At 55.0% G+C, this 13070-nt stretch carries 8 protein-coding genes; 3 read left to right on the plus strand and 5 right to left on the minus strand.

Annotation, left to right across the window (positions count from 1 at the left end; translation table 11 throughout):
- Nucleotides 1–116: 116 nt before the first annotated feature.
- From K239x_RS12470 to K239x_RS12490, 5 genes are all read right to left on the minus strand, one after another.
- The gene (locus K239x_RS12470) at nucleotides 117–356 is read right to left on the minus strand and encodes a thioredoxin domain-containing protein (RefSeq protein ID WP_145418383.1); all 240 of its coding nucleotides are present in this window, start codon (nucleotides 354–356) and stop codon (nucleotides 117–119) included.
- Nucleotides 357–513: 157 nt separating this feature from the next.
- On the minus strand, nucleotides 514–1272 hold the full coding sequence (locus tag K239x_RS12475) for an SDR family NAD(P)-dependent oxidoreductase (RefSeq protein WP_145418385.1): 759 nt from the start codon (nucleotides 1270–1272) through the stop codon (nucleotides 514–516).
- A 20-nt stretch (nucleotides 1273–1292) separates the two neighbouring features.
- Complete coding sequence (locus tag K239x_RS12480; protein ID WP_145418387.1) at nucleotides 1293–3479, minus strand: arylsulfatase; 2187 nt, start codon at nucleotides 3477–3479, stop codon at nucleotides 1293–1295.
- A 186-nt stretch (nucleotides 3480–3665) separates the two neighbouring features.
- Complete coding sequence (locus K239x_RS12485; RefSeq protein WP_145418389.1) at nucleotides 3666–6395, minus strand: alkaline phosphatase D family protein; 2730 nt, start codon at nucleotides 6393–6395, stop codon at nucleotides 3666–3668.
- Nucleotides 6396–6697: 302 nt separating this feature from the next.
- Nucleotides 6698–8080: a Gfo/Idh/MocA family protein gene (locus tag K239x_RS12490; protein ID WP_145418391.1), complete on the minus strand. Its 1383-nt coding sequence runs from the start codon at nucleotides 8078–8080 to the stop codon at nucleotides 6698–6700.
- A gap of 202 nt (nucleotides 8081–8282) precedes the next feature.
- On the opposite strand from K239x_RS12490, the gene K239x_RS12495 reads away from it, so the two are divergent.
- From K239x_RS12495 to tsf, 3 genes are all read left to right on the plus strand, one after another.
- Nucleotides 8283–10355 (plus strand): thioredoxin domain-containing protein, encoded by a 2073-nt coding sequence (locus tag K239x_RS12495; RefSeq protein ID WP_419189989.1) that lies wholly within the window; start codon nucleotides 8283–8285, stop codon nucleotides 10353–10355.
- A gap of 565 nt (nucleotides 10356–10920) precedes the next feature.
- A complete protein-coding gene (rpsB, locus tag K239x_RS12500; RefSeq protein WP_145418395.1) occupies nucleotides 10921–11745 on the plus strand; it encodes a 30S ribosomal protein S2 in 825 nt (274 codons plus the stop codon).
- A 266-nt stretch (nucleotides 11746–12011) separates the two neighbouring features.
- A complete protein-coding gene (gene tsf, locus K239x_RS12505; RefSeq protein WP_145418397.1) occupies nucleotides 12012–12989 on the plus strand; it encodes a translation elongation factor Ts in 978 nt (325 codons plus the stop codon).
- Nucleotides 12990–13070 lie beyond the last annotated feature (81 nt).

The raw sequence follows: 13070 nt of genomic DNA on the forward strand, positions 1-13070 counted from the left end.
TATTTTTGATGCTCGGCGCTTTCGTAAGAATCTAATCGGATGCAAACAAAATCGCGGGTGGTGTCGATGAACTCTTTCGATGCGAACAGACCGTTCTGCGTGGCAGTGTAGCCAGGTCAGAACACGCCCGAGACACCATTGCACTGCGTTGCCGCGGCAACAAACATGATCGGTCGACCGCTTCGTTTGGCTTCCGCCTGTCCAGATTCCCAAGTCGTGTACCAAGCGATTCCAGGTTCGCCCAGGTCCAAACGCGACGCGCCCAGATTGTCCGGACGCGGTCCTTGAGCCGACAGGCCGGTGCAAGTGGCGATGGTAGCCAGAATACAGCCAATGATCGCTGGGGTCTTCTTCATGCTGGGGCAATGCTCAGAGGGAAAGAATCAGAAAAACGGGACCTTCAAGACATTGAACGGGAGCCGTGGCCACGCATCCACCGTGTTTCTTGGAAATAGCAACTCTTTCTGGTCGATTGGACTTCGGTTTCTTCGCATCGCAGTGCGTTCGGCCAAATCAGGGCAACAAGGTTTGCCCGCCGTCGACGGGCAGTAACTGTCCCGTTGTCATTCCTGTACCAAGAGCGAAAAAAATGACGGCATCGCAGATGTCATCCGGTGTTGATGCTTTGGGAATCGGATAGCCAGCGGTCATCTCGTCCAGGTCCCAGCTGGGGTTCCCCTCTTTGATCCACCGGCTGTCGATCGGTCCTGGGCATACAGCGTTGACGCGGACTTTGGGAGCCATGACGCGTGCCAGTGATTTTGTCATCGTGTTCAGACCGCCTTTCGTGGCACAGTAGGCAATCGATGATCCGCTCCCCGTGATCCCCGCAACGCTACTGATGTTGACCACGCTTCCGCCGTCTCCAGCTTGCAGCAGATCAGCGGCAGCTCGCGTTACAAAAAACGGACCCTTCAGATTGACGTCCAGCATTCGGTCCCACATCAATTCGTTTAGCTTTTCCAATTCGCTGTGCGGCACAAAGCTGGTGGTAGCGGCGTTGTTCACCAGCACATCGAGCCGTCCAAACGTGTCGTTGATCTTTGCGATCATGGCTCGCACCGCTCGGTCGTCGGCCACGTCGCAGCCTTGTACCAGAACATTTGCGCCACGGTCCTTCGCTTCGCTGGCCGTCTTCAGTGCCTCGGCTTCGCTCTTGGAGTAGTTGATAACGACGTTAAAACCCTGTTCTGCAAAACGCAGGGCACAGGCGCGGCCCACTCCTGTTGCGGAACCGGTGATCAAAGCGACGTGGTCGGAATAGTCGGGCATGAGATTGAAAGGGCTCGTGTTCAAGGTTTCAGTTTCAGAATCACTTTATCGACGTCGCCGATCAGCGCGAATGGTGCTTTGTAATCGCCGACCGCGCCGTTGGTATCTTGTCCAACTTGCAAACCATCCACTGGCTGCTCGACCAGGCAGCCCGCGATCCTTTCGCTGGCGACCTTCTTTTCATCGACGTGGATTGTGATCGCTCCCAGCGTGCCTAGCGTGGCGCTGACTTTGTGCCGCCCTTGGATGGCCACCTTGGAATCGAGCGTGCTGCGTTTGCCATTGCGAGCGGCAGCAAATTGAAGGGTCCCGTCTTTGACATACAACGACCAACCGTGCGTCACCCCGCCTTGGGCGACGATCACACCATCGCCATGGATGTCGACGTCGGCCGACACATTGATTCGGCGCCCGCGAACAAACGGTGCCTGGCCACCTTCCAAATTGGCATCGCCGGACAATTCAAAACGCTTATTCGTATTGGCAGCTTGGTGATTTGCTCTTGATCTTGGGTTCAGCGGCAACACGTTTGCACGTTTGGCGTAGGTCTGCCACATCGCAGCCATCTCTTTGACCCGCTCTGGTTCGCTCTGGCTTAAGTCATTTTGTTCGCTGCGATCATTGGCGATATTGTAAAGCTCCCAGTTCCCGTTGACACCTTTCGCGACCAACTTGAAGTCGCCCAGGCGTATCGCTCGGTTGCCTTCGTGCTCCCAGTAGATGGCTTCGCGTTGGATGGGTTTGCCAGTCAGCAGCGGCAGCAAACTGACGCCCTCCATCGGCTTGATGTCGTTTCCATCGTGAAATGTTTGGGGATACTCCGCTCCCGCGACGTCGACGGCAGTGGCCATCAAGTCAATCAAGTGGCTCGGGACGGTTTCCAGTTCACCGGCGCGAGTGATCTTGTCGGGCCAGTGGATAATTAACGGAGTCGAAATGCCGCCTTCGTGAGTCCAGTGCTTGTATTCGCGAAACGGTGTGTTGCTGACCGTTGCCCACGCTTTTCCGTATCCGATCGCCGTGTCGGCGGGCCCGGCCATCGTTCCTACACCGGTTCGCATCGGAAACCCGTCACGCGATTGCGTGGGCGTCATGTTGGGCTGCAAATAGTCGTCAGCGAGCGGCGGAAGTGTGGGAAGTTCTGCGCGAGGTCCACCGGTTCCGCGTCGACCGTATCCTTCGGCGCATCCGCCGTTGTCTTGAAAGAAACAGATCAGCGTGTTTTCGAATTGGCCAGTGTCTTTCAGTGATTCAACGATTCGTCCGATTCCTTGGTCCATGTTGTCGATCATCGCCGCGTAGACTTCCATGTTGCGTTTGTCCCAATCCCACTGGTCGTCGTTTTTCCAATCGTCAGGAATCGTCCAGTTGACGGTCGAATCGGAATCGATCAATCCCAGTTGAACCATTTTGGCGTAACGCGCGTTGCGGATCGTATCGTATCCTGCATCGTATTTGCCTTGGTACTTTTGGATGTCGCGAGGCAACGCATGCATCGGCCAGTGGGCAGCGGTAAAGCTGACGTACATGAAGAACGGCTTGTCGCCTTCGTCGGTGTGATGTTCGTGGATATACCGCGACGCATGATCAGCAATGGCATCGGTGTAGTAGTAATCGCCGTTGGTGCGGGCACTGCGCGGATACTCGGGGTCGGTGACCGGGGAAATGTACGTGTTTTCGCGAGTCAACGTGTTGGGGTCAAAGAAACTGCCCGCTCCGTGGATGGTGCCGTAAAAGCGATCAAAGCCGCGCTGGCGAGGCCAGTTGTCTTTGTCCGATTCCTGCTTGGGGGCAATCTTGGTGGTGACGTGCCATTTGCCCGCCATGTAATTTTTGTAACCCGCCGAATGCAACGCTTCGGGGATCGTCACACAGGATCGATTCAGTTCGCCGCGATAACCATCGTGTCCGCGGTCGTTCATCATGTGCCCGATGCCGGCTTGATGAGGATACAAGCCGGTCAGCAAGCTGGCGCGAGTGGGGCAGCAACGGGCGGTGTTATAGAACTGCGTAAACCGCAATCCATTTTCGGCAAGTGAATCCAAGTGTGGCGTTTTGATTTCGCTGCCATAGCATCCAATGTCCGAAAATCCCATGTCGTCGGACATGATATAGATGATGTTGGGTTTTTCCGCGGCTTGGGCCATCCAGGACGTTGTCAGTGCGAAAACGATGGCAAGCGTAGCGGTTCCGAAGGGATGGTTCATCGCAGGGATTGGCAATTGAGGGAGAAGTGATTCAGTGGGAGATTGTCCGAACGCACATCGTTTTGGAAACGCCATAGTCTATCGCGTACGACGGCGCACGTAAGTTGAACGACGCACGTAAGTTGAACGACGCAGGTAAGTTGAACGACGCAGGTGAGTTGAACGATGCACGTGACGATCGTGCGATTACGAGTGACTGGCGACAACGATTTTGGATTCGGTTTTGTCGCCGTCACTGGCAAGCATCAGGATTTTGTCGCCCGGTTCGATACCATCAAGCCCGACCGTTGGCACTCTGCCATCAGCAAAACTGCGCGTCGCCCGCAGTGGCGTGCCATTAAGCGTCATGAAGTGCACGTCGGCGTCGGGCAGCGATGATTCTGCGGTGACACATGCCGGGAACAAACGTCCGGTCGCCGAAGCGTTGGTGCGAAGCCCTCCACCGCCACGCGGTTTATCGCGCGGTCTATCGATGAGGTTTCGAATACGTAAATCGATTTTGGGATCGGGTTGGGTCGGATCGAATTCCATCTCTAGAAAATTCCAATAAAACGGCTCACCTTTGGCGTGCGGCGAAAGTTCTGCGTCTGCGTAGTGTTGGTGATAGAGCGACGAAATTTCCACCTCACGCCCATCGACGTCTTTCATCTTGGGGCCAAAGCCTGGGATGACGCCGCGCCCGCCATTGCGACCGATCGGCCCGAAACTGCATTCGATGATTCGATGCTCAATGTTTTTCATGATGCAACCGTTATGGACGTCTCCGTAGACCGTCACGATGCCATCACGCGAACCAAGCAATTCCAGCACACGATCCGAGCCCGCTTTGACCCATCCGGCATAGTCCGCGGTGACTCGATCCCGTTGGCTGAACTTCATTGGGTGAGTACTGCTTTCCGAGTCGCCTTTGCCGCCCGTCCAGACAGTGTGCATGCCATTGATGCCGGTCAAGCACATCAGACGCGATGAATCGGTGGTGACCAACTGTTGCAGCCAGCCAAATTGTTCTTCACCCAGCAAGCTTCGGGTTGGATCGGTCCGGTCATAAAGGCTTTTGAAATTTTCCCAGCCCGAATCGTCCCAAATGTCCGTGTCTTGGCTGCTACGCCAGAGACGCGAATCGAGAATTACGAGCGTGAAATCGAAGTTGGGCATCTTCCAAGCACGCCACTTCTTGGGATTCTCCAGCGGGTCAACTTCCTGGGCACCGGTCGTCAAATGGTGGACGATCTGGAAATTGCGTTGCATGTAGGTGATGTCTTGGCCCAGCCCTGGCACACTGCGGATCACAAGTTGCTCGGGGCCTTTGACGTCGTCCATCCCGTAGTCATGGTCGCCGGGATTGATGATGTTCCAGTGCCGCATCATTTGCCAGCGACTGGTGGGGCCGCCGATCGATCGATTGATGATCTTGTAGGCGTCGTCCGTGCTGGGGGGGTACATGATCAATTCCATGTACCAAACGTCGTCTTCCCAGACCATGATCTGGAATTTGTAGTCGTCCAAATGTTTGTACGACCCTTCGCTGGGTTGATCACGGAATTGCCACTCGGCACCGCCGCCTTTGATCTGGTACCCGTCGCGGGTTTTTTGCTGCAGTCCGCTTGTGATTGCGTGGCAGGAAAGTCCGCACAGCTTGTACGGCGCCTGCAGTCTTGGCAGCCGTCCGACGTATTGGCCGGTCGCAGGCACATCGCCGACAAACCCGGTGCCGGGGCCGACTTCGGGTGACCCGATCCGCGTGTCCGCGGTTACATCGACGCCGTCTTTCCAAATCGTGTAATAAAGCGTTTTGTCAGCGGGGTTGGCCGGCAATTGGGCGTCAATGACGGAAGTGTTGCGGCGGAAATCATTGCTGACGATTTTTGCACTTCCGGCAACCTTCACGTTTTGCCAGCCGCCGACCGGGGCGGGCGAATCGGCAATGCGAAGTTCCGCGTTGTCGCCATCGCTGTGAAAGATGCTTACGAATCGGACGTTCCAATCGCCATTATCGTTTTGCGCCAGCGTGTCACCCAGTGGATAACAGGCGTAGCAGTCAAACGAAGTTGGCTTGGACTTCGCAATCTTTTCACCGCTGACAACAAAATCGTTGACTTCAAAATCGATCAAGCCACGGCCTACGATTCCGACGTAGCCTTCGGTCAAGTTGGTCGGCATCGTCGTTTGAACGGACAGCAGCATTTCGTCTTTGGTGGATTCGTCGCTAGATCGAGAAAACCGAACCGTGACCTCCGAGCTGCCGCGTTTGCCAATCACGTCGACGACAATGGTGATGCGATCGCCCACAGCCAGTTTGACGCCATCGCCTCCGGCGACCGGTTGCTGTTTCTTTCCGGGGCGGACAATTAGCATTCTGCCGGAATCATCGTAGACCACTTGGCTGACATTTCGGGCTTTGCCGAAGCTTTCTAATAGCGATTTTGCACCAAACGCGATTCCCATTCGGCCATAACCGTCTTGGTACATTTTCCAGTTTGGATCGTCGCCGTCAGCTGGCGCTGGCCGATCGCCGCGATAAGTCAACGTCGCTGTAATTCGGTACGAACCAGAAAGTCGAACGTCGCTGCGGTAAATCATTCCCGCGGGAAGCGACGGGTCGTACTGCGTTTCCATCACTTGCCCTTTGGACATCGAGTGAAATGGAAAACCCGTGCGTCGTGCGCGGTCGCCAACATTGGTCAGTCGCCGCCGAAGGGCACCACCTTCGACTTGCCAGTAGCCGGGATTCAAAGATTGCCATCCGCGAGGATGAACCAGCGAATCGGTTGCCGGGAAAACGAACGTCTCTTTTTTTGCTGTTGCGGCAAGTTCTTGTGCGTTCATTGACTGAGCGGCCAGTGAACCCGCCACGCTGGCGGCGACAGAGTTCTTGAGAAATTCGCGTCGGTGCAAATCTGATTTTGACGATGACATGCTAAGAAACTCGGTGGATGACAATGGCGTGACGGAAATCGTCAAAAGCTGAATGAAAAAGACAGGTCTGTGAAAGCAGCAAAACGTGTTAACGCAAGAAGTCAGTGTTCAGGCGAACGGCATCAGTTTGCAATGCGACGTAGGCGTCCTGTGCAAATTTGGGCGGCAGGTACGCGGCCCAGTCGCGGCACTCCGGGCGATGCACTTTTGAAGTCGGACAACGCGTGAATGAACGACGCGCCAATGAAAAACCTCGCGACCGAAAGGCCGCGAGGTTGTGACGCGTTGACGGTTGATTCCGCTTAGCTAACGGTCGCGACTTTTGCACCAAAACCTTCGCGAGACTTGCGGCTCAGCAGTTTGTTGGCCTGGTCGTCGCCGTCGAATTCTTCGGTCTTGGGATTCCACTTCAGTTCGCGACCGAGCATCAGCGAAATGTTGCACAAGTGACAGGACGTCATCGTGCGATGGTGGCTCCACACGTCGGAGATGGGTTTTCCACCGTCGGCGATGCACTCAAAGAAATTGCCCATGTGGTTGCCGGGCTTCTTGCCTTTGCACAGCTCGATGACCTTTTCTTCCAACTCTTTCTTGTCAGCATCCGTCAAGTCATTCATCGGCTTGCCTTCCAGTTTGCCACGATTGACGAAGATGCGTCCCTTGTCGCCTTCAAACAAGATTCCGTTTCCGAAATCCACATTATCGCCTTCACGCTTGTAGTGGTGATTGACGTTCAAAACCGCTCCGCTGGCGAACGTCAGGTCGATGTGAAATTCGGTTGCCGTGTTGTACGTGTTGGGTAACGAAATTTCGCCGTCCAGGAATTTACTCCAGTTAAAACCCGAAGGCACGCCGTTTGGAAACTTGCCTTTGCTGGTCACTTTGACGGGCCCCGTTTCGCCCGGTGACAACGCCCACTGAGCGATATCAATGTGGTGGGCGCCCCAGTCAGTCATCTTGCCGCCGGAGTATTCAAAGTACCAACGGAAAAAACGACGACGCTCTTCGCTGTACTTGGCTTTTGGAGCCGGTCCGACCCACATGTCCCAATCAAGATCTTCGGGAGCTTCGGTGTCTTTGAAAGGTCCGTCGCCAGGAGCGCCGCCAATCGCAACATAAGCATTGACGTTGTCACCAAGTCGACCTGTCTGAACCATTGCGATCGCGGTCAGGAACAAATCTTTCGAGCTTCTTTGTTGTGTTCCGACTTGAAAAACCTTGCCGGATTTTTCGACGGCGTCGCGAATCTGTTTGCCTTCGTCGATCGTCAACGTCAATGGCTTTTCGCAGTACACGTGCAGGCCAGCTTCCAACGCGGCGATGGCGATTGGCACGTGCCAGTGGTCTGGGGTGCCAATTGTGACGCAGTCCAGTTCTTCTTTTTCAAGCATCTCGCGATAGTCGCGGTACTTGTTCAATTTCAAACCGTGTTTTTCGTCAAACTCTTTGGCATACTCTGCTGTGTGACGATCATCGACGTCACAGACAGCGACGGTCGTCGCAAACTTGGCTGCTTGACGTGCAATTGCACCGCCTCGGTTGTATCGACCGCGGCTACCGCCGACACCAATGACGCCCAGCCGAAGTTTTTTGGAATCGTCGGCGGCCGAGGCGCCATTCGAAATGGCGAGCGCCGAACCGACGGTCGCTGTGGTCGCGATAAAGCCGCGTCGAGTTGATTTCATTGATAGTTTCCTGTTTCGGGGGGTGAGCCGGTGATCGGATGAGGTTTGGATCGTAAGATAATAGCCGAATCTCCCCCGCCATTGCGACTCCGAGAGGAATAAATCTCCTTAAGACGGCATTTTGGTTTCGGCACCGGCGACCCGTTTTCGACTCGTTCAAGGCATCTTTCGCATCGTGCGCACCCTCATTTGCTCGCTTGTGTTGTCACTGTTTGTTCTGGGGGCGGACGCGCCATCCGCTAGAGGACAAGACGAACCCGCCAGTCCCGATAAACCTTCGGCAGTTCAAACGGCACAATCATCTAGTATCCCGGTCGCAGAATCCGGCGGCGATCACACAACCGCAAAGCACGAACACACGAACCGGTTGGCCAAAGAATCCAGCCCGTATTTGCTGCAGCATGCCCACAACCCGGTCGACTGGTATCCCTGGGGTGACGAAGCGTTTGCGAAGGCCAAACGCGAAAACAAGATGGTGTTTTTGTCCGTCGGCTACGCCGCGTGTCACTGGTGTCACGTGATGGAACGCGAATCGTTTGAAGACGCCGAAATTGCCAAACTAATGAACGACAAATTTGTCTGCATCAAAGTCGACCGCGAAGAGCGTCCCGACGTCGACCAGATTTATATGACGTCGGTGCAGATGATCAGCGGCAGCGGTGGCTGGCCGATGTCGGTGTTTTTGCTGCCCGATGCAAAGCCGTTTTGGGGCGGCACCTACTTTCCCGCGCGAACGGGCGACCGCGGCACATCGACGGGATTTCTGTCCATTGTCAAGCAAATTGATCAGGCTTGGAAAACACAAAACGAAGTCGTTCGCAAACAAGCCCAACATGTCACCCAAGCGATCGCGGCAAACCAATTGTCACCGGATGATGAAGCAACGCCCCAGCCCGGCGGCATTAGCGATGCCATGATTGATCGCGTCGCCGACTCGTTGGCGAAAGCATTTGATCCCAAGTACGGCGGATTTGGATACAGCGAAGCACGCGACAATCAACCCAAGTTTCCTGAGCCCTCGAATCTGGTTTTTCTATTGGACCGAATGAAACGCCAGTCGGTCGCGAGCGAGTCGCGCGAACAGGCGAAAGCGATGGTCCGCAAAACGCTGGACGGCATGCTCAGCGGCGCGATGCTCGATCATCTTGGCGGCGGTTTTCATCGCTACAGCGTCGATCGAAAATGGCAGATTCCTCACTTCGAAAAAATGCTCTACGACAACGGCCAGCTTGCGTCGGTGTATGCCCAGGCCGGCGTCGATTTTGATTCTCCGGAGTACCGCGATGTCGCAAGACAAATTTGCGATTTCGTGCTGCGAGAGCTCAAGGCCGACGGCAATGCGTTTTACAGCGCACTGGATGCGGATAGCGATGGCGAAGAAGGAAAGTTTTATCGTTGGACCCAAGCAGAGGTCGCTGACATGCAAAGCAGTGTCGAAGGATTCGCCAATTTCGCGACCGTGTTTCGCCTGACCGCTGAACCGAACTTTGAAGGCGAGTATTTTGCGATCGATCCGCGTCGGTCGCTGACGTCGATTGCCGATGAACGCGGCACAACGTACGACGAACTTCGAAAACAACTTGCGCCGGCCCGCTCAGATTTGTTTCGGCGACGATCCACTCGATCGCGTCCGCTCACGGATGTCAAAATCCTGACCGCTTGGAATGGGCTGATGATTGCGGGCTTGGCGGACACCGGGCGTCTCCTCCACGAACCCAAGTACGTTCGAGCGGCGGCAGACGCCGCTGAGTTTGTGCTTCGGGAATTGGCCGATTCCGACGGACGTCTCAAACGCAGTTACGCCGCGGGCCAAGCAAAGTTGAACGCGTACGTCGACGATTACGCGTTTCTGGTGTCCGGGTTGATCGCGCTGCACCGAGCAACGGACGATGTTAAATGGTTGACTCAAGCGAACGCAATCACGGAGCAGCAAATCCAGTGGTTTGGCGATGACTCGGGCGGCGGGTTCTTTTTTACATCGTCGGACCACCCGTCGCTAATTGTGCGAGTGAAAGATCCGGTCGACGGTGCGATACCATCGGGAGCAAGTGTTTCGGCCGAAAACTTGCTGTACCTGCTATGTCATCAACCACAGCCCAAATTTGCCACCAAGTTGATGCAGACATTAAACGCCAGTGCGCCGTTATTCCGAAAGTCTCCCAGCGCAGCACCTCGATTGGCGGCAGTAGCTGCGGAATTCAACGATTCGAAATCGAATTTGCAGGGTGATCCAGCAAGCAGTGGAAACAGCCCACTAAAATCGCGTCCCAATTAATACGGGGATGGAGCGTCAGTTCAGCTGCCCGTCCGAGTGGTGGAGGGCACGGCTGGCAGGCTGGGGCAACCAAACGTCAGCGAACTGCCCACCACCTGACCAATTGGGAGTTAACCCCGTGTTTTGCCGCAGATTCTTGCCGTCAAGCGATGCAAAACGTCAAAACGGCTCACTTCCCAATCGCAGTTAGACGACATAATCCAGGCTGAAATACCCGGAAGTCACTTGCCCCGGCAATTCGCACAAAGGCTGTTGTCGCTAGGCCGGCTTATCCACGACGTGGGATTTGACGGACGGGACGTCGCGTCTTCGGGCACTCGAATGCCTTTGAGATGCCGGAAACGTTCCCTTGTCGATTTTCTGTAACTTCGCTACTCTCTGGGGCTTAACTCCGGCGACGTGGATCTCCAGTCGTCGATTTTACCCCATTTCGTACCATAGCTTTTGGGATGAAGGACGAGTGGTGTGCTGATGTTTTGGCATAACCCGATGTCCTGGAAACAACCGTCTCATTGAGACGTGTTTCTCGAAGCCCGTTGTGGTCAAACCTTAAGGAAGTTTTCTGATGGCTAATGCGATCGTCCAAGAAATGATCGAAGCAGGTGTTCACTTTGGACACCGAACCAGTCTCTGGAACCCGAAGATGGCTCCGTACATCTTTGGACGCAAAAACCAGATTCACATCATGGACATCCGCGAAACACTTCGTGGAATGCTCCGTGCCAAAAAATATCTCAGCCAAGTCGCTTCGGGCGGCAGCTTGATCCTGTTCGTCGGAACCAAACGCCAAGCGGGCGAAGCCGTCGAAGCTCAAGCCGAACGCTGCGGAATGCCTTTCGTCAGCGAACGCTGGCTCGGTGGTACGCTGACGAACTTCCGCACCATTCGTAGTCGTCTGACTCGTTTGGAAGAACTGGAAGACATCCGTAGTGGCGACAAGATCGAAAACTACAGTAAGAAAATGCAGTCGTCGCTTAACCGCGAATACCGCAAGATGTACCGCAACCTAAACGGTCTGCGCAGCATGAACCGATTGCCGGAATGCTTGTTCATCGTTGATCCAGGCAAAGAACGCAACGCGGTACGCGAAGCAAAGCGTCTTGGCATCACCACGGTTGCTTTGATCGACACCGATAGCGATCCAACGCAAATCGACTTGCCGATTCCAGGCAACGATGACGGTATCCGCAGCGTTGACTTGATTCTGAAGCAACTTGCTGATGCTGTAATCGCTGGCAAAGGCCAAGCAGCCATGGCTAAAGGCAAAGAGGATGCAGCAGCAGCTCAAGCTGCCGCCGCTGCTCAAGCCGCTGCCGCCCAAGCTGCCGCAGCAAAAGCAGCTGCTCAGGCTGAAGCCGCACCGGAAGCACCTGCTGATCCACCGGCCTAAGCGTCGTTGCCAGCCGTTGGCGTTTGCCACGGTGCCTGACCAATTCGCGTTTTCAAACCGCACAGCGCGCTACACGGGTAATAGGCCTGAATGTAGCGCCAGCGGCTGACAAAGAATCGGATCGATTTCGCTCGATCGCCCGTCGATGACTCCCACGTCGCGACGGCTCGGTTCTTTTACCATCAAGATCCGCGGCGAACCTGCCGTTCGATTTGAAGCTCATTTACACAAAGCCAATACGGACAAGCGAGAGAGACGAGGAAAAGATGACGATTTCAGCAAAAGACGTCAGTGAACTGCGAAAATCAACCGGCGCAGGAATGATGGACTGCAAAAAAGCACTCCAGGAATCCGGCGGAGATCTCGAAGGCGCCATGGACTACCTTCGCAAGAAGGGCCAAAAAGTGGCAGCCAAGCGTGCTGACCGCGAAGCCAACGAAGGTGTGGTCGTCGCCGAAGTCGAAGGCAACAAAGCGTTGCTTTTGGCATTGAGCTGTGAGACCGACTTCGTCGCCAAAAACGATGACTTCATCGCACTGGCCAGCGAATTGGCCCAACTGGCGATGAAGAGCGATGCCAAGACGGTGGCTGATGTCGCTGCCCTTGAGTTTGAAGGCTCGACGGTTGGCGAAAAATTGGTCGAACGAACTGGCACCATCGGCGAAAAAATCGAAGTGTCGGATTTCCAAGTCGTCGAAGGCGATAACTTGTCGTCTTACATTCACGCCGGCAGCAAAATCGGCGTCTTGGTTTCGTTCAAAGATGGTGGCAAAGACGGTGCGGACCAATTCTTCCGTGGCGTTGCCATGCACATCGCTGCGATGAAGCCAATGATTCTGAGCCCGGACGAATTCGACGAAGAGTTCGTCGCCAAGGAAACCGAAGCATTGCAAGCTCAGATCAATTCTGAGAATGAACTGAACGAAAAGGAAAACCTAGGCAAGCCCGTCAAGAACGTGCCTCAGTTCGCTAGTAAGCGACAGTTGACACCGGAAGTCATGGCTGCTGCTGAGGACGCCATCAAGGCTGAATTGGCCGCCGAAGGCAAACCGGAAAAGATCTGGGACCGAATCGTTCCCGGAAAACTGGAACGCTTCATCGCCGACAACACTTTGTTGGATCAAGAACGCTGCTTGCTCAGCCAGTTCTTTGCGCTTGACGACACAAAGACCGTCGAAGCCGCTGTTGCCGAATTCGGTGACGGTGCCGAAGTCGTCGCTTTCAAACGCGTCGCCGTCGGTTGATCCAGGCTTGATCTGACGACCGCGCGACTTTTCGCCGAAAGTCACGATCAGTACTAAAAACGGAAAACCTTGTCAGTGCCC

The sequence above is a fragment of the Stieleria marina genome (assembly GCA_007741555.1).
Taxonomy (GTDB): domain Bacteria; phylum Planctomycetota; class Planctomycetia; order Pirellulales; family Pirellulaceae; genus K23-9.

Coding starts and splice junctions, on each gene's coding strand:
- K239x_RS12470 (WP_145418383.1), bottom strand. CDS start 356: ATGAAGAAGACCCCAGCGATCATTGGCTGTATTCTGGCTACCATCGCC.
- K239x_RS12475 (WP_145418385.1), bottom strand. CDS start 1,272: ATGCCCGACTATTCCGACCACGTCGCTTTGATCACCGGTTCCGCAACA.
- K239x_RS12480 (WP_145418387.1), bottom strand. CDS start 3,479: ATGAACCATCCCTTCGGAACCGCTACGCTTGCCATCGTTTTCGCACTG.
- K239x_RS12485 (WP_145418389.1), bottom strand. CDS start 6,395: ATGTCATCGTCAAAATCAGATTTGCACCGACGCGAATTTCTCAAGAAC.
- K239x_RS12490 (WP_145418391.1), bottom strand. CDS start 8,080: ATGAAATCAACTCGACGCGGCTTTATCGCGACCACAGCGACCGTCGGT.
- rpsB (WP_145418395.1), top strand. CDS start 10,921: ATGGCTAATGCGATCGTCCAAGAAATGATCGAAGCAGGTGTTCACTTT.
- tsf (WP_145418397.1), top strand. CDS start 12,012: ATGACGATTTCAGCAAAAGACGTCAGTGAACTGCGAAAATCAACCGGC.